The organism is Rhizobium sp. 01T437 (genome assembly GCF_056398505.1).
Genome location: NZ_JBFTPM010000001.1, coordinates 134,905 through 148,577, shown reverse-complemented (window position 1 = coordinate 148,577; position 13,673 = coordinate 134,905). Strand labels below are relative to the sequence as shown.

General features: G+C 62.2%; 17 protein-coding genes. 6 read left to right on the top strand and 11 right to left on the bottom strand.

Going from position 1 to position 13,673, the window contains the following annotated elements; genetic code table 11:
- The first annotated feature begins 55 nt into the window (after window positions 1-55).
- Window positions 56-979, top strand: coding sequence for a LysR family transcriptional regulator (locus tag AC1DM5_RS00785; RefSeq protein ID WP_477821257.1), 924 nt, complete (start codon window positions 56-58; stop codon window positions 977-979).
- On the opposite strand, the gene AC1DM5_RS00780 is transcribed toward AC1DM5_RS00785, so the two are convergent.
- The 3 genes from AC1DM5_RS00780 to AC1DM5_RS00770 form a co-directional block, all read right to left on the bottom strand.
- Complete coding sequence (locus AC1DM5_RS00780; protein ID WP_477821256.1) at window positions 942-1,679, bottom strand: SDR family oxidoreductase; 738 nt, start codon at window positions 1,677-1,679, stop codon at window positions 942-944. The two genes, AC1DM5_RS00785 and AC1DM5_RS00780, sit on opposite strands and share 38 nt — an antisense overlap.
- Before the next feature lie 111 nt (window positions 1,680-1,790).
- A complete protein-coding gene (chrA, locus tag AC1DM5_RS00775) occupies window positions 1,791-3,188 on the bottom strand; it encodes a chromate efflux transporter (protein ID WP_477821255.1) in 1,398 nt (465 codons plus the stop codon).
- Between the two features lies 1 nt (window position 3,189).
- Entirely contained in the window at window positions 3,190-4,005 is an 816-nt protein-coding gene (locus AC1DM5_RS00770) for a chromate resistance protein ChrB domain-containing protein (RefSeq protein WP_477821254.1), read from the bottom strand.
- A gap of 263 nt (window positions 4,006-4,268) precedes the next feature.
- Here AC1DM5_RS00770 and AC1DM5_RS00765 point away from each other — a divergent pair, with 263 nt between their 5' ends.
- On the top strand, window positions 4,269-4,865 hold the full coding sequence (locus AC1DM5_RS00765; RefSeq protein ID WP_477821372.1) for a demethoxyubiquinone hydroxylase family protein: 597 nt from the start codon (window positions 4,269-4,271) through the stop codon (window positions 4,863-4,865).
- A gap of 6 nt (window positions 4,866-4,871) precedes the next feature.
- On the opposite strand, the gene AC1DM5_RS00760 is transcribed toward AC1DM5_RS00765, so the two are convergent.
- Window positions 4,872-5,609: a glucose 1-dehydrogenase gene (locus AC1DM5_RS00760; protein WP_477821253.1), complete on the bottom strand. Its 738-nt coding sequence runs from the start codon at window positions 5,607-5,609 to the stop codon at window positions 4,872-4,874.
- Window positions 5,610-5,805: 196 nt separating this feature from the next.
- Between AC1DM5_RS00760 and AC1DM5_RS00755 the strand changes: the two genes are divergently transcribed.
- Window positions 5,806-6,429: a TetR/AcrR family transcriptional regulator gene (locus AC1DM5_RS00755; protein ID WP_477821252.1), complete on the top strand. Its 624-nt coding sequence runs from the start codon at window positions 5,806-5,808 to the stop codon at window positions 6,427-6,429.
- A gap of 153 nt (window positions 6,430-6,582) precedes the next feature.
- Here AC1DM5_RS00755 and AC1DM5_RS00750 read toward each other — a convergent pair whose 3' ends face one another.
- The 6 genes from AC1DM5_RS00750 to AC1DM5_RS00725 form a co-directional block, all read right to left on the bottom strand.
- Complete coding sequence (locus AC1DM5_RS00750) at window positions 6,583-7,116, bottom strand: AAA family ATPase (RefSeq protein WP_477821251.1); 534 nt, start codon at window positions 7,114-7,116, stop codon at window positions 6,583-6,585.
- A 49-nt stretch (window positions 7,117-7,165) separates the two neighbouring features.
- On the bottom strand, window positions 7,166-8,485 hold the full coding sequence (locus AC1DM5_RS00745; RefSeq protein WP_477974449.1) for an ATP-binding protein: 1,320 nt from the start codon (window positions 8,483-8,485) through the stop codon (window positions 7,166-7,168).
- Complete coding sequence (locus AC1DM5_RS00740; protein WP_025669134.1) at window positions 8,482-9,159, bottom strand: response regulator transcription factor; 678 nt, start codon at window positions 9,157-9,159, stop codon at window positions 8,482-8,484. The genes AC1DM5_RS00745 and AC1DM5_RS00740 overlap by 4 nt, the downstream gene beginning before the upstream one ends.
- Window positions 9,156-9,722 carry a cytochrome b/b6 domain-containing protein gene (locus AC1DM5_RS00735; RefSeq protein WP_477821249.1) on the bottom strand — a complete coding sequence of 189 codons (567 nt, stop codon included), beginning with the start codon at window positions 9,720-9,722 and terminating at the stop codon, window positions 9,156-9,158. The genes AC1DM5_RS00740 and AC1DM5_RS00735 overlap by 4 nt, the downstream gene beginning before the upstream one ends.
- A 3-nt stretch (window positions 9,723-9,725) precedes the next feature.
- Complete coding sequence (locus tag AC1DM5_RS00730) at window positions 9,726-9,992, bottom strand: PepSY domain-containing protein (protein ID WP_477821248.1); 267 nt, start codon at window positions 9,990-9,992, stop codon at window positions 9,726-9,728.
- Between the two features lie 98 nt (window positions 9,993-10,090).
- Window positions 10,091-10,459, bottom strand: coding sequence for an NIPSNAP family protein (locus AC1DM5_RS00725; protein WP_477821247.1), 369 nt, complete (start codon window positions 10,457-10,459; stop codon window positions 10,091-10,093).
- 47 nt (window positions 10,460-10,506) lie between these two features.
- On the opposite strand from AC1DM5_RS00725, the gene AC1DM5_RS00720 reads away from it, so the two are divergent.
- Both AC1DM5_RS00720 and AC1DM5_RS00715 read left to right on the top strand, forming a co-directional pair.
- The gene (locus AC1DM5_RS00720) at window positions 10,507-10,722 is read left to right on the top strand and encodes a hypothetical protein (RefSeq protein ID WP_477821246.1); all 216 of its coding nucleotides are present in this window, start codon (window positions 10,507-10,509) and stop codon (window positions 10,720-10,722) included.
- 372 nt (window positions 10,723-11,094) lie between these two features.
- On the top strand, window positions 11,095-11,805 hold the full coding sequence (locus tag AC1DM5_RS00715) for a DNA helicase (RefSeq protein WP_477821245.1): 711 nt from the start codon (window positions 11,095-11,097) through the stop codon (window positions 11,803-11,805).
- Between the two features lie 39 nt (window positions 11,806-11,844).
- Here the strand turns inward: AC1DM5_RS00715 and AC1DM5_RS00710 are convergent, their stop codons facing one another.
- Window positions 11,845-12,792: a LysR family transcriptional regulator gene (locus tag AC1DM5_RS00710; RefSeq protein WP_477821244.1), complete on the bottom strand. Its 948-nt coding sequence runs from the start codon at window positions 12,790-12,792 to the stop codon at window positions 11,845-11,847.
- A 192-nt stretch (window positions 12,793-12,984) separates the two neighbouring features.
- Here AC1DM5_RS00710 and AC1DM5_RS00705 point away from each other — a divergent pair, with 192 nt between their 5' ends.
- On the top strand, window positions 12,985-13,668 hold the full coding sequence (locus AC1DM5_RS00705; RefSeq protein ID WP_477821243.1) for a glutathione S-transferase family protein: 684 nt from the start codon (window positions 12,985-12,987) through the stop codon (window positions 13,666-13,668).
- Window positions 13,669-13,673 lie beyond the last annotated feature (5 nt).

Sequence of the window (13,673 nt, the reverse complement as noted above, 5' to 3'; positions counted from 1 at the left end):
GCCGCCTGATATAGGCAGAGAGTGCCCATCCTTGCTGAGGAGCACGGAGCCCGAGATGAACCCACGACAATTGAAAACCTTCCTTGCGGTCGCAAAGCACGGCAATTTCACCCGTGCCGCCGGCGACGCGAACCTCGCCCAGTCGAGCCTCAGCGACCAGATACAGGTGCTCGAAGAGGAATTGGGCGTACAGCTTTTCGAGCGCTCCCGACAGGGGGTGACGCTGACACCGGCCGGTGACACGCTGAAAGCCTATGCCGAGGAGATCCTGGCGCTGAACGACGAGGCGAAAGCGGCGATCCGTGCCGCCGCCGGTCTTGGCGGACAGACGCTTGCGATCGGCACACTAGAAACCGTCGCGGCGGAGAAGTTCGCTCCCTTCCTGTCGCGCTTTCGCGAGGCCCATGCTGATATCGGCCTGACGCTGAAGATCGCTGGCAGCGGTGAATTGCAGCGCCGCCTGGAAGACGGCTCGATCGATATCGCCATCACCTTCGATCGCGGAGAACAGGACGAGCGGTTCGTGACCCGCCTCGTCTCGCGCGAACCGCTGATGCTGATTGCGGGCCGCAATGCCGGGGCGATACCGCCCGGGAACCTTGCGGACCTGAGCCAGCTACCCTTCATCGCCACGGAAACCGGTTGCGTCTATCGCCGCCTGTTCGATACCGCCTTTGCCGAAGCAGGCATTGCCACGCCCGATATCGTCACCCAGGCTGACAGCATCCAGACGATCATCCGCCTCGTTGCCTCCGGCGCTGGTTACGGTCTTGTCCCGCGTCTGGCCGCCAATCTGGCCGTGGAGCGCGGCGATGTCGCGGAACTGCCCTGGCCGGGCGACACGCCCACCGCCTCGCTCATTATGCTGTGGCGGCGTCGGCGGGTGCAGCCGCCGGCGCTTTCCCTATTACTCGCGTCGGCGAGCGAGGATCTGCGGCCGGTCAGGCCAGCCGATGCCCGCCTTCGACGTGCAGGATAGTGCCTGTTGTAAAGCCGTTGCCGATCAGGAAGCGGATCGCATCGGCAATATCCTCTGGTCGGCCGACACGGCCCGCCGGCAAGCGCTTCGCCATCGCGTCCAACGTCGCCTGCTTGGCGTCACCGGCGACGAAACTCCAGATCGGCGTATCCACCCATCCCGGCGACACCGCGTTGACGCGCAGAGGCGCAAGCTCCACGGCAAGCGCCCGCACCAGCCCTTCCAGCGCCGCATTGACGGCTGCAACAACCGAACCCCGCGCCACCGGCCGATAGGCCGCAACACCTGACGTATAGGTGATCGAGCCGGACGGCGGCAGGCACGGCGTGCCGTATTTGGCAAGCAGCAGCGGCCCGTAGAACTTGCTCTCGACAACCCGCTGAGCCGCCGAAAGCTGCAGATCCGGCAGAAGCTGGTAAGCCCCCTCGATATCCGCCGCCGTGCTGACGATATGATCGACCGGCCCGCAATCGCGGAAGAAGGCGGCAACCTCCTCCTCCCGCGTGAGATCGAGGACCGTGGTCTTAAGATCAGCAGGATCGCCGAGCTCCCGCCGTGCCGCCGCAAGCCTCTCGGCACTGCGCCCGGCAATCGTCACCCGCGCCCCCTCGGCCAGCAGCCGTTTCGCCAGCGCCAGCCCCATGCCGGAACTACCGCCCACAATGATAATGTCTGCGCCTTCTATTTTGATGTCCGTCATCTGCATCTCCTTCTTGGCTGGGAGAGCAGATGCATTGCGCCGGGCCGGAAGAAAAACGGAAGAAACCGATGGTGCCATCGGTTCTTCCGATGACGCGGCTGCCGGTGAACCTCAGGCCGGCCAGACCATCCCGGCGACTGCGCAGCCGAGCAGAACCGGAATGACCGCCAGTTTGAACCGGAAGATCGCGATCGCTGCCGCAAGGCTCAGCAATAGCGATGGCAGCGACAGCGACGTCCAGACGGGCAGCTCGATCGAGAAGGGTCCAAGGTTGTGGACTTCGGCGCTCCGGAACAGGAAGTGCAGGCCGAACCAGATCGCGAGATTGAGGATGACACCGACCACGGCCGCCGTGATGGCCGACATCGCGCCTGCCAGCGCAGCATTGCCGCGCAGCTTCTCGATGAAGGGAGCACCGAGGAAGATCCAGAGAAAGCAGGGAACGAAGGTCACCCATGTCGTCAGAATGGCGGCGAGCGTGGCCGCCGTCATCGGATTCAGGCTGCCGGGATCGCGATAGGCCCCCATGAAGCCGACGAACTGGAGAACCATGATCAGCGGCCCGGGCGTCGTTTCCGCCATGCCCAGACCATCGAGCATCTCAGTGGGCTTCAGCCATCCGAAATGCTGGACGGCTTCCTGCGCAACATAGGCGAGCACTGCGTAGGCGCCGCCGAAGGTCACCATCGCCATCTTGCTGAAGAAGACGCCGATCTGCGTGAAGATATCGTCGGGTCCGAGGAAGAGATAGAGCAGCAGTATAGGTAGCAGCCAGAGCACCAGCAGCACCGACGAGACCCTCAGCGACCAGCGGAGGTTCGGTCGCGCGTGATCAGGTATCTCCTCTCCGAGCAGCGCGTCGGCATCGGACAGTACCGCGCCGCCGGCTGCCTTGTGCCCGCCACCGCTCTGGAACAGGCGGGAACCCGACTTTGATCCCAGGAAGCCGATGATGGCGGCTGCGAGGATGATAACCGGAAAAGGCACGTGGAGGACGAAGATCGCCAGGAAGGCGGCTGCCGCTATCCCGATCATCGCCCTGTTCTTCAGTGCGCGGCCGCCAACCCTCACGACCGCCTGAATGACGACGGCAAGCACGGCGGCCTTTAGCCCGAAGAACAGCCCCTCGACGGCATCGACGCTGCCGAGGGTCACGTAAAGATAGCTCAGGGCCAGGATGGACAGGAAGCCCGGAAGCACGAACAGGATACCTGCGACCAGGCCGCCGGCAGTCCGGTGCATCAGCCAGCCGATATAGATGGCAAGCTGCTGTGCCTCCGGTCCCGGAAGCAGCATGCAATAGTTCAGCGCATGCAGGAAGCGCTGTTCGCCGATCCACTTCTTCTCATCGACGACGATGCGGTGCATGACGGCGATCTGCCCGGCCGGTCCGCCGAAGCTGAGGGCTGCAACGCGCAGCCAGACGCGAAAGGCCTCGCCGAAGGTAACGCCATGCGGGTTTGGCGACGCCCCGGTATCGGGCGTCGCATGGGTAATGGCGCTGGTCACGTCAGGCCCCCTTTTTCGCTGAGGGCCAGTTGTGCGTTTCGTCCGTGGCGTCGCGGCACCAGCGGTAGAAGGCATCATAGAGCAGCATACCGGCATCCAGCTGCTTGAGATCGTCGACGAACATGCGCGACAGGCCGAGCGATGCGGCAAGCAGGCCGGCCACTTCAGGGGCAAGGTCCGGCCGGGCGGTATCGGCGCCGCGGACGATCGTGGCGAGTCTCGACATCGGCCCTGAAGCAAGGCCGAATTCCTCGATCATCACATCGAAGGTGCAGAGCTCGCCGCGATGGCTCCAGAAGACCTCCTCGATATCGAACGGCATGGCGCCGAAGCGGTCGGCAACCATGGCAACGTCGGACGTCGGTACGAAGAGAAAGACCGCTGAAGGATCGACGAAGCGGCGGATGAGCCACGGACAGGCGATGCGGTCGATCTTCGGGCGCGCGCGCGTGACCCAGACAGTCCGTCCCTGCCGGTCGCGCGGCGGCAGTTTGTCGATGGGCACGGCCACGCCGCCGGAACCTATCCAGGCTTCGAAGCCGCCTTCCAGCACCTCAGCAGCACCCCCGGCATGTCTGATATGGGCGGCGACCCCATGGCTGAGCTTGCCGCCCGCCTGGCAAACGACGATGACCGGGCCGATGAAACCGGCAACCCATTCCGTGACATCGGTGTGGGATTTCCGGATCGAGCCCGGCACGAGCCGCGGATCGCGGGCAAAATCCTCCTCGGTGCGCACATCGACGATGACAGGCGCATTGGGTGTGCCGACGATACGGGCGAGCTTATCTGAAGATATTTCGAGAAATGAAGGCATGACGCGTCCCTCCGTTGTTCGGTTTCGATGGACGCGATTCTTCGGCATGTCGCCTCGTGGGGTGATCGCAACCCCATATGGTTTTTATGCGCGCCGCCGTTTTTCGTGTCAAGCAGCGAGAGTATCATCTCCTTTATGTGATGTTGTGCTGCCGGCCATCGGCGATAAGGTCGAAAATACGCCTCATAGGCTGTGTCCAGCCATTGACGATCGCGGCGCTCGTATTGCCTATTACAGACAGCGAAGCTGGGGTCGCATGGATCATGGACAATCTGCCTGATATCGTCAGCAAGCGCGATCCGGCCATCACCGTTAGGCGTATCCTCAAGGTCAATCACGCCGGCGAGTTCGGGGCTATCCGCATCTACGGGGCGCAAATCCGGATGGCCCACCGCCTGTTTCCGGATATCGTGCCGGCACTTCAGGACATGCGAGAAGACGAGATCAGGCATTGTCGCTTGTTTCGCGAGGCAATGCCCGCAAGGGACGCCAAACCATGCCGTGTGATGGCCTTCTGGAGCCTCGGTGGTTTTGTGCTCGGTTTTCTAACGGCGCTCGGCGGGCGCAACATGGTCTGGATCTGCACTGAGGCGGTGGAAAGCACCGTTCATCGCCATCTGGAAGATCAACTGGCCTTTCTGAAGACCAGAGACCCGGAGATTCATGCCCTCATCGCCTCGATCCAGGACGAGGAACTGGCACATCTGCGCGAGGCCGAGGAAAAGCAGACAACGCGCGGGATCAGCCACGCGCTGCTTCTACCCGTCATCAGTGCGCTCACCGATCTCATGATCTGGCTGTCGACCTGGGGAGATTCGAGCTGGATGCGCGCCGAAATCGCGCGCTCCAGAAAGGCCTAGTGCACATCAGTTCCGCCCGCCATTCGCGCGGATCACCTGCCCGTTTATCCACCCGCTCTCAGCGCTCGCCAGAAACGACACGATCCGGGCGATATCCTCCGGCTGCCCGAGGCGGCCGACCGGGATCTCGTTGGTCAGGCGCTGAATCAGTTCCGGGGAGCGACCGGCGAGTAGCAACTCGGTCGCGACCGGCCCGGGCGCCACGGCATTGACGGTAATACGGCGGGAGCCGAGCTCTTTTGCGAGGATATGCGTCATCGCTTCCACCGCCGCCTTGGTCGCGGTGTAGACGGCATTGCCCGGCGAATAATGGCCGATGATGCTGGTGGAGAGATTGATGATACGGCCGCCCTCGCGCACCCGCCTTGCACCCTCGCGCATACCGTTGAAGGTGCCGGTGAGGTTCACGGCGATCAGGCGATGGTAGTCTTCGTCGCTCACGTCGGAGAGCGGGCCGAAGGTGGTGACGCCGGCATTGTTGACGAGCACGTCGACGGTTCCGAATTCCGCTTCGGTGCGCTCGAAGAGGTCGGCGACCGCCTGTGGGTCGGAGACATCAGCGCGGAGCGCAAGCGCCCGGCCGCCGGCCGCCGCGATGGCCGCAACCACCTCTTCGGCCTGGGCGGCATTTGCCGCATAATTGACGACGGTCTGGAATCCATCGGTTGCAAGCTGCCTGGCGATCGCTGCACCGATGCCCCTGGATGCGCCGGTGACGATGGCGGTCTTGGTCTCGCTTGACATGTGTAACTCTCCTGTTCCTACAGCGCGAGTGATCGCAGGCACAGCAAGTCGTATGCGCGTCACCGGTCCCGGTAAGGCGCTCGAAGATCTCAGATCCTGCTGTGTTGCCCGATCGCTTGTGCGCTTGATCTGACGCCAGTAATGTGAGCGATAACTCGCTTTCCCGCTACTCGCATTTCAGGTCTCATTTCCAGCAATGTCCGAAAGCCCCTACGAGAGCCGCTCCTCGCCCAGAAAAGCGCCCAAACAGGCGCGCTCGCTTGTCACGGTAAGCGCGATCGTCGAGGCCGCGGCTCGCATTCTGGAGGAGCGCGGCCATGAAGGTTTCTCCACCAATGCGGTGGCGGAAAAGGCAGGCGTCAGCGTCGGCTCGCTCTACCAATATTTCCCGCGCAAGGATGCGCTGATCGGCGCGCTGATCCTGCGGCAGACAATGTCACTGGTTGGAGATGCGGAAAGTGCTGCCGATCAGCCGACGGGCGAAGAGGCGCTCGCTGCCCTGATCAACCCATGCGTCCATCAGCAGCTGGAACGCCCTGCCCTTGCCCGCCTGCTGGACTATGAAGAGGCGCGCCTGCCGCTTGATACGGAGACCGAGCAGGTCAAGCAGCACTTCTTCGAGCTCACCCGCGATACGCTGCTGCGGCCGGATATGCCGCCGCAGCCCGATATCGATGTCGCAGCACGTGATGTGGTGGCAATCATCAAGGGCATGATCGATGCCGCCGGCGAGCATGGCGAAGTGGCCAGAAACGAGCTGGCGCTACGCGTCAAACGCGCGGTCACCGGCTATCTCAGACCCGCATCGGACAGCGGGTAATTTCAAGAAGAAACCCTCGGTCCGGGAGTGGAACCGAGGGTCTTCATTTGCAGGATCAACGCAGCGATCGCTGGGAACGATCAACCTTTGAGAGGGGAATAAGGTTGCCGCGTCGGATAAAGAACAAGCCGCATCGAATTTGGTTCCCGGAAATTACACGGCCCGCAGCTGGCTCAGCAGAAAATCCGCCCGCGCGGCGACATCGACCTTCGGCAGGATGACGACCTCGTAGCCGATTTCAGGATAGGCCGAAGTCAGCCGTTCGTATTCGGCAACCGCCTCTTCAAAACCGTGCCGTCGCTCCGGGTCATTGACATAGATCTCCGGCCAGGGTGGCGTCAGGAACACCGTCTGGTGATAACGATGCCGGTTCCGCAGCGCCTCCAGCACCGCTTCTCCTGTTGCGGCCTGCAACGCGGCGGCGGCATCGATCAGGCCGCGATCGAAAAACGTCCAGCTCGCCTGCGGCTCCGCCAGTTTCTGATCCTCGAGCGCCATCTCGATCGCCCGCCGGGCAAAAGCAACCGGATCGACCCAGGGCAGGGCTGCGCCCTGCCCGGCCAGCTCCTCTTTCACGATCCGGCGTCCAGGCTCTTCGACGGTGGCATAACCGCGCCGGGAAAGCTCTTCGAGCAACGTTGATTTCCCACCACCCGAACAGCCGGAAATAACGACGGATTTGATCATGGAACCCTCGAAAAACAGATGATGCAAAAGAAGCGTGGTGCAGACGCGGCTATGTGCCAACTTCCAGATCGAAGATGTGGCCCTGCCTGCCGGCCGAGCGGCGAAGCGAACCCCGGTGGATCGCGGCAATGCGCTCCACGATCTTCAGGCCGATCCCAAGGCCGTCCGTATGGGCTGTGACATCGCACGCTTGCCTGATGCCGGCGGGGTGCCGGTCCTCGACGCGGATCAGATTGCGGCTGACCCGCACGACGATATCGGTATGCTTGGGCGTGTGGCGGACGGCATTGTCGATCAGGTTGCGCACGGCATCCCGCAGCAGGGCCGGCACACCCTGCACGATGGCGGCATCCACCTGCGCGGAGAATTCCAGCGAGTGATCGTTTTCATAGACCCAGGGCGCCAGCTGCTCCACCACGCTGGACGAAAGCGCGACGAGGTCGACCTCCTCGAACATGCCGTGATCGAACGTATCGAGCCTTGCGAGCGCGGTGATCTGGCCGACGAAGCGCACGAGATCGTCGAGATCGGCTTCAGCCTTTCGCGCCCGTGGATGGTCGATATGGCCGAGCTCCAGCTTGATTGCCGCAAGCGGCGTGCGCACCTCGTGCGCGATGCCCGATGTCAGGATCTTCTGGGATTTCATCAGATCGCCGACACGCTCGAAGGCCCGGTTGACGGCCTCGGCAAGATAAGCAATCTCCCGCGGCATTTCCTGAAATTGCAGATGCGAGCGGGAATCCATCGGGTCCATCCGTTCCGCCGCCTCGGCTGCAATCCGCACCGGCTTCAGCGCCTGGCGCACGGAAAGCAGGGTGGCGCCGAGCACGAGCACCAGCAGAATGCTCATCGGCACGATCATATGCTCGATCACCTCATTCCAGAAGACGTCCGACAGCACGTCCTGCGGATCGCCCGTCGTCGCGACATCGACGACGAAGCGCCGCCCGTCGACTGTAAAGGCCCGCCCGCCCGCGAGCGTCAACGGCTTGCCGGGCTTGAGCGACCGCAGCCAGAAATCCGGAGGATTGACATCAGGTGGCAGGAAGCGGCTCTCGCAGGCCGCATCGCAGGATTGGAAAACCAGCCCGCCGTCGGCCTCACGGATGCGGGCCACATAGCCGGTTTGCGCCTCGCTGTAGCGCCCCTCGACATTTTCGGGAAGCCGGTAGTGGATTGTGCCATCCTCCACAGCAATGCCGGAGGCGAGCCGCTCGGTCTCCTGCTCCACGAAGAGCCGCGAGAGCTCCCCGACATTCCAGTAATAGTCGGAAAAGATCACGGCGAGCTGCAGCACCATGGCCAGCACCGCAAAGAAGGCGATCCGCCGCGCCAGGATCGCGCCCAATGTCGGCGACATCTGCTTCACGCGCGCGCCTCCCGCATCATGTAGCCGACACCCCTGACGGTCTCGATCAGCGCCTTCGTCGGGTGCCCCTCCAGCTTCTTGCGCAGTCTCGAAACGGCAAGCTCGACGGCATTGCTGCTGCGCTCGTCGCCGAATTCCGAGAAGGCGTGCTCGATCTTCGGCTTGGGCACCACCCTGCCACCATTGCGCATCAGCAGTTCGAGCAGCCCCTTTTCCGAGGGCGCGAGCGCGATCTCGGCGCCGGCACAGATCACCCGGCGCGACGCGACATCATATTGAAGTGCGGCATATTCCAGGACCGGCATAATGGTTGCCGGCGCACGCCGCGTCAGCGCGCGGATGCGCGCGATCAGCTCGCCATTGTGAAACGGTTTTACGAGATAGTCATCCGCGCCGGCATCGAGCCCGGCAATGCGTTCGTCGATCGCCCCGCGCGCTGTCAGCACCAGAACCGGCATCTGCACCCTTGTCGCCCGGAGCGACCTCAGGAAGGCGATCCCGTCCTCATCAGGCAGGCCGAGATCGAGAAGCAGCAGGTCGTATTCCGCTTCCTGCAACGCAAGCCGCCCCTCCTGCGCGAGCGCGAAAGCATCGATCTTCCAGCCGGCATCGCGGATGGCCTCGCAAAGCAGTTCGCGAAGCCTGGGACTATCCTCGATCAGCAGTATCCTCATGCCTTCTTTCGACCCGTGACCATCGACCAGACGAGATTTTCCCTGTGCCTCCAGCTTTCGACGATGGCCGCACCGGCATGGACGAAGGCAAGCACCATGATGCCGTTTGCGATGGTGCCATGCAGTTTCTCCAGCCACTTTTCGCCCCAGAAGGCGTCGAGCGTCGTCATCCAGCCGGTCAGCGCCGTTGCCGCCAGCAGTGCCATCAGGAGCAGCATCATAACCGATGCCAGCGGATTGTGACCAAGGTAACGTTTATCATTGCCATCGATCATATCGAGGATCTGCTCCATGACCCTGCGCGGCGTCGGCAGGAAATCGGAAAAGCGAGCGTGTTTTGTACCGACGAAACCCCAGAGAATACGAATGACGATTGCCGTAGCAACGACATAACCCGTGAAGCGGTGCCAGTATTTGCCCTCTTCGAGAATGAAGAGGTTGAGCGTGCAGGCGGTAACGATGGTCCAGTGAAACAGCCTGACGACCGGGTCCCAGACCCGGATCGTCTGGCGGGCGGTATCGGAGGGCTCAACGCCCTCCTTCTTCGACGAGATGGCCGCCATCGCTCAATCGCCCTTCTGGACGATCTCGCCGGAGACCGGATTGAAATAGACTTCGGCGCGTTCGCCGTTCTTGTCGCGGCCGTAGATTTCGTAGCAATTGCCGGTAATCTCGAAGGTCTTGATCTTGTAGCCCATGGCCTCGATCTTCGCCTTCATGGCCGCCTCGGGCATCCATTTGGATTTCGGCTCGCCGGTACAGCTTGGACTTGCAAGCGCCAAAGCCGGCGTGAATGACAGGATTGCGAGAGCGGCGATCAGTTTCAGCTTCATGATTATACCCTTTTGCTGTTGCCCCTTGCGGGCGACGAACAATCGGGTAGCGCGGCGAAGCTGTCTGTTTGCTGTCGGCGACTGTAGCTTCGGTTCGCCTAATCGTCGCGCGGCAACGGCTGCAGAAACAGGCGTTCATAGCTCTTGAACGGCGGATTGTCCCCGAAACGCGCATTGGCCGCGATACCCTCAGGATCGGCGGCGACGCTGCTGCGGTAGTTGAGATAGCTCTCCTCATCCGGAAAGGTGAAGAGCGCGATCGCAATATCGCCCGCTCCATCCGACCCGGCAGCGGGAAAGCTCATGCCGGTGCCATCGGGTCTTTCGCGCGGCAGGAAATAGCCGTGATGCGTTCCGCCGCAGCGCTCGATCAGCCCCATCCAGATCTGCGCATAGGCTTCGAATTCCGCGAGCTTTTGCGGATCCAGGCGATAGCGCACCTCGCATGTAACCGGTGTATTTGACATCGTGAATGTCCTTCTCAATTCCGTAACGCGTCAAGAGGATGCCAGCCATGCACACATCGCCGGATCTCAGGGAGTTGCAGGAAACGTGCCTGCGCATGGAAGCCAAATATCTGCCCGGCTCCCCGTTCCGCCAGAGCTATGAGCGTCTTTATCGGCGCTTCCAAGACGATCTTGGCGATGAGCGCGACAGGCTGCTCAGGCAATGCGCTGGTCTCATGCTGATCAAGTTCATTGAGGAAGACGGTCAGGGGCGCATCGATTGAGATGAAACATGGCTTTTTCCAGGGTTGGGAGCCGACGCCGCAACCTCGATCCCGGGGCCACTCGCAAAGAGGCCGCTGCTCGCATTGCGGACGAATCGTCGGGATGGATCAGACGGTGACACTATCAGCGCATTCACCAATCCGGAAGGGAAGCGAGCGGCAGGTAGCGGCTCGGCGACAGCCCACGCTGATGCCGTCATTTCCCGCTTGTCGCGAATCGCAACGCCCGCTACCTCTTTTGTCAGGCCCGACCCAGGCCTCCTCCCTCCAGCCGGGAAAGCATCGTCCATGCGGGGTTCATCGACCATCGAACCATCTGTTCGAGCACCGCATAAGGAGGGGTTGCGTTTCCGGCTCGCAATGGAGGTTTGAATGAAACTGTCTGCACCCATCTATCAGCTGAAGCGCCGTGCGAAATTGCTGGCGCGTACGGATACGATCCCGCTTCACCAGGCATTGGACCGTATTGCGCAGGAAGAAGGTTTTACGGCCTGGAGCCTGCTTGCTTCCCAGCATGAAACGCTGCTGCCGGCCACACCCATGCTGTCGCAGCTTGCCGAAGGCGACCTGCTTTTGATCGCCGCCCGTCCGGGCCACGGCAAGACCCTGCTCGGACTTCAGCTTCTGCTCGACGCCGTCAGGGAGAGCCGCAAGGCCACCTTCTTCACGCTCGAATATACCGAACAGCAGACCATGAAGCGTATTCATGCCCTGCCGGAAGGCGAAGCGATCGGCGAGAAGATCGAGATCGTCACCTCGGACGAGATCAGCGCCGATTATGTCATGCGGCATCTCGCGGGTGCGCCGCGGGGAACGGTGGCTGTCATCGACTATCTGCAGATCCTCGATCAGCAGCGCAGCAAGCCCGGCCTTTCGGAACAAGTGTCTGCACTCCAGACCTTCGCTCGCGAAACCGGTATCGTGCTGGCCTTCATCTCGCAAATCGACCGATCTTTCGAGGCTGATGGCAAGGGCTTGCCGGATCTGGCGGATGTCCGCTTGCCCAACCGGCTTGACCTCACGCTGTTCAGCAAAGCCTGCTTTCTGCACAATCGCGAAGTCCAGCTTCAGCACGTCGCTTAAATCGTAAAGCGAGGGCCGGCGTCGATTGGGCGCCGGCCCTCAGCTTTCTGGCGACCGCTGCGGCTGCACCGAGAACGCGTCTGACGTCATTCCCTGCCGCATGCGCTTCGTCGCGAAATCGACGAAGGCCCGGAGCTTGGGCAGCGACTGGCTACGGCTCGGATAATAGAGGCAGAGCCCCGGCACATCGCGGGCGTGATCCTCCAGCACCGGGATGAGGCTTCCCTGCTCGATATAGTGCCTGACAACGGAGCCGACCGTGTAAAGGAAGCCGACGCCGCGAAGGGCTGCCCGGATCGAGGCTTCGTAGTCATTGAGAATGAGCGGACCATCGACGGCAACCTTCAGGCTCTCGCCGCCATCGACGAACTCCCAGGTCCGCGACACCTGCCCGGCTCGACGGGTCAACAGAGCGGGCAACCCCTGCAACTCTCGTGGATGGCCGGGCCGTGGATATTTCTTGAACAGGCTCGGCGCGCCGACGACAACGAACTTGTCCGGCGGCGTCAGCCAGGTCGAGACCATATCGAGCTCGATCGTATGCCCGAGCCGGATGCCGGCATCGAACCCTTGCTCGACGATGTTGGTGAACTCGTCGTCGCCAACAAGTTCCAGAGTGATACCGGGATAGGCCTCGTGGAAGTCAGGCATCAGGCTGTTGATCAGTAGCGAAACCGCCGGGCGCGGCGCATTGATGCGCAGGTTACCACTCGGCTGTTCGCCAAGATCGCGGGCGGCGTTCACGCCGGCCTGAAACATCGCCGCTGCCGGCTTGGCATGCGCAAGCAGCTTCTGGCCCGCTTCCGTCAGCCGCACGCTGCGGGTCGTTCGCGCAAACAGCGCAGCTCCCACGCGCCGTTCCAGCGTCTGGACGCCCTGGCTGATTGCCGATGGGGTCAGACCCAGCTGGCGTGCTGCTGCGCGAAACCCGTTCTGCTCGGCAACTGCCAGAAATATCGCAAGGCCATCCAGTTCCGCTCGGTCCATTGTGCAGCCTTACTTTACAGCTTGATCAGATAGGGGATTATTATCAAACAATAGGCCGCATGCCATATCTTGGCAAGAAGCGCGGCCAACAGCTCTCCGCCCTTCCAAACCTTGATCGGCAATCCCTCGGGCTCGGTGTCCTCTCGATCGAAGAGGCGCGCCTTCACGCCTGCCCAAAAGAAAGAGAATTCCATGAAAATCTACGACAGACCGGGCTTTCCCAATCCCATGCGCATCCGCATCGTGCTGGCGCAAAAGGGCCTCGATTCCGAAATCGACTTCGTGCCGGTCGACCTGATCGCCGCCGAGCACAAGCAGCCCGCCTTCCTTGCGAAGAACCCATCGGGCGTCCTGCCGGTGCTGGAGCTGGATGACGGCACGCTGATCTCCGAAAGCACTGCCATCACGGAATATCTCGACAATCTCGATGGCAAGCCGGAGCTCACCGGCCGCACCCCGAAGGAAAAGGCGCTCATCCACATGATGCAGCGGCGCGCCGAGGCCTATGTGCTCGACCCCGTCGGCATTTACTTCCATCACGCCACACCCGGCCTCGGAGCAGCACTTCAAGCCTTCAAGAGCCCGCAATGGCCGGGCCGCACCGAAATGGGCGAGCGCGAGGGCGAGAAGGCAAAGGAAGGTCTGCGCTATTTCAACGAGATCCTCGGCAAGCAAGCCTTCCTGACAGGCGAGGCCTATTCGATGGCCGACATTACCCTGCTCGCCGGCCTCGCCTTTGCAGAAGTCGCCGGCATCGTCCCGCCGGGCCTCGATGCGCTGGCGCGGTGGCAGGCACGCATGGCTGATCTGCCCGCCGTCAAGAACCGCAGCGGCCAGAACTTCCTGCCTGAAGATCTCAAGCGCTTGGGCTTTTGAGCATC

Excerpts from the sequence above, each read along its gene's own strand:
- AC1DM5_RS00785 (WP_477821257.1), top strand. The coding sequence starts at position 56 with ATGAACCCACGACAATTGAAAACCTTCCTTGCGGTCGCAAAGCACGGC.
- AC1DM5_RS00780 (WP_477821256.1), bottom strand. The coding sequence starts at position 1,679 with ATGACGGACATCAAAATAGAAGGCGCAGACATTATCATTGTGGGCGGT.
- AC1DM5_RS00770 (WP_477821254.1), bottom strand. The coding sequence starts at position 4,005 with ATGCCTTCATTTCTCGAAATATCTTCAGATAAGCTCGCCCGTATCGTC.
- AC1DM5_RS00765 (WP_477821372.1), top strand. The coding sequence starts at position 4,269 with ATGGACAATCTGCCTGATATCGTCAGCAAGCGCGATCCGGCCATCACC.
- AC1DM5_RS00760 (WP_477821253.1), bottom strand. The coding sequence starts at position 5,609 with ATGTCAAGCGAGACCAAGACCGCCATCGTCACCGGCGCATCCAGGGGC.
- AC1DM5_RS00755 (WP_477821252.1), top strand. The coding sequence starts at position 5,806 with ATGTCCGAAAGCCCCTACGAGAGCCGCTCCTCGCCCAGAAAAGCGCCC.
- AC1DM5_RS00750 (WP_477821251.1), bottom strand. The coding sequence starts at position 7,116 with ATGATCAAATCCGTCGTTATTTCCGGCTGTTCGGGTGGTGGGAAATCA.
- AC1DM5_RS00740 (WP_025669134.1), bottom strand. The coding sequence starts at position 9,159 with ATGAGGATACTGCTGATCGAGGATAGTCCCAGGCTTCGCGAACTGCTT.
- AC1DM5_RS00735 (WP_477821249.1), bottom strand. The coding sequence starts at position 9,722 with ATGGCGGCCATCTCGTCGAAGAAGGAGGGCGTTGAGCCCTCCGATACC.
- AC1DM5_RS00730 (WP_477821248.1), bottom strand. The coding sequence starts at position 9,992 with ATGAAGCTGAAACTGATCGCCGCTCTCGCAATCCTGTCATTCACGCCG.
- AC1DM5_RS00725 (WP_477821247.1), bottom strand. The coding sequence starts at position 10,459 with ATGTCAAATACACCGGTTACATGCGAGGTGCGCTATCGCCTGGATCCG.
- AC1DM5_RS00720 (WP_477821246.1), top strand. The coding sequence starts at position 10,507 with ATGCACACATCGCCGGATCTCAGGGAGTTGCAGGAAACGTGCCTGCGC.
- AC1DM5_RS00715 (WP_477821245.1), top strand. The coding sequence starts at position 11,095 with ATGAAACTGTCTGCACCCATCTATCAGCTGAAGCGCCGTGCGAAATTG.
- AC1DM5_RS00710 (WP_477821244.1), bottom strand. The coding sequence starts at position 12,792 with ATGGACCGAGCGGAACTGGATGGCCTTGCGATATTTCTGGCAGTTGCC.
- AC1DM5_RS00705 (WP_477821243.1), top strand. The coding sequence starts at position 12,985 with ATGAAAATCTACGACAGACCGGGCTTTCCCAATCCCATGCGCATCCGC.